Raw genomic sequence first — 1,323 nt, forward strand, 5'->3', positions numbered from 1 at the left:
AAAAATGTATGGTCCGCCTCGTTATTGCAAATGATATTTTCGATAACGAGGTTGGTTTGCGCTAATGTATTCGGAGTCTTCATTAGGTGCTTTACACCCGCTCCACGATGAGTTCCGCGCTAGATTGTCCTCAAAAAGCCCAAAGCATACTTTGTTGCTGTTTTTTATGTCAGGTCTTCAATCTAGTGGTCTGACCGTTCTGCCATCTTATCTATCATCTGCAAACTCGGGTTAAACTCTTATTTCAAATGCGTGCTTGGTCGATAACACTGACCACGCTATTCGCACTAACTTATTTGCCAAGGCAACTACGGCTACATTGAATGGCTTCCTCGCTCTGAGTTCAAGTATCCATTCGCCAAATACCGCCAGCGCTTTTTCTGGCCTTGATAACATCGCTCGTGCACCATGAATAAATAACGTTCTTAATGCCTTATTCCCACGCTTACTGATACCCAGCAAGGTCGATTTACCTCCCGTTGAATATTGATGAGGGACTAACCCTATCCATGCGGCCATTTGACGGCCATTTTTAAAATGAGTGACATCAGAGATATCGGCTAAACACTGAGCCGCTGTTAAATCTCCCACTCCAGGTATCGTTTTTAATAACTGCGCTCGCACGTCTTGCTCAACAAGCTGTTTAAGCTTTTTATCTTGACCTGCTATGCGCTCATTAAGCAGTAAATAGTACTCATGGTGCTCTATCAATTCTTGCATCAACATGGCTGGGAGCGGTTCATTGTTATCGGCAATCCATTGAAATAACACTTTCATTTTGGCATGCCCTCTAGGAAAGCTCATGCCAAACTCAAGTAAGATTGCACCAATGCGTGACATACATGCTGTCCGCTCTTTGATATAACTAGACCGAACACGCTGAATAACACTAATGACTTGTGAGGTTTCTGTTTTTACACCAACAAAGCGCATCGACGGCCTTGTGCATGCTTCAGCTATCGCATCGGCATCAATATAATCATTTTTATTTGTTTTAACGTAAGGTTTAACATATTGGGGAGGGATGAGTTTAACCTCATGACCGAGTGATTGGCATTTTCTTGCCAACCAGTGGGAGCCACCGCATGACTCCATTGCAATTGTCGTTTTAGGTGTTTGCGACAGAAATTGAATGAGCTTTGGACGACTTAAATGCTTACGTAATTGTTCACGACCAGTGTGATCGTGCCCAATAAGATGAAAAGAAGATTTGCCTAAATCGATCCCAATTACTTTAATAGTAGTCATGATGGTTCGCCTCTTTGATTAGCCTACCCTAAGTTTAGCTTAGCTTAGGGGTGAGGCGGACCATCTAATTAAGCC

Annotated in this window: 1 protein-coding gene; it reads right to left on the reverse strand. The window is 43.0% G+C overall.

Going from position 1 to position 1,323, the window contains the following annotated elements:
• Positions 1-231: 231 nt before the first annotated feature.
• Entirely contained in the window at positions 232-1,248 is a 1,017-nt protein-coding gene (locus GQA99_RS20065; RefSeq protein WP_160056983.1) for an IS110 family RNA-guided transposase, read from the reverse strand.
• Between the last annotated feature and the right edge of the window lie 75 nt (positions 1,249-1,323).

The organism is Shewanella litoralis (assembly GCF_009828585.1).
Classification (GTDB): Bacteria; Pseudomonadota; Gammaproteobacteria; order Enterobacterales; family Shewanellaceae; genus Shewanella; species Shewanella litoralis.

What these genes read in the sequence shown, in the direction of transcription:
- GQA99_RS20065 (WP_160056983.1), bottom strand. Translation starts at nt 1,248, where the DNA reads ATGACTACTATTAAAGTAATTGGGATCGATTTAGGCAAATCTTCTTTT.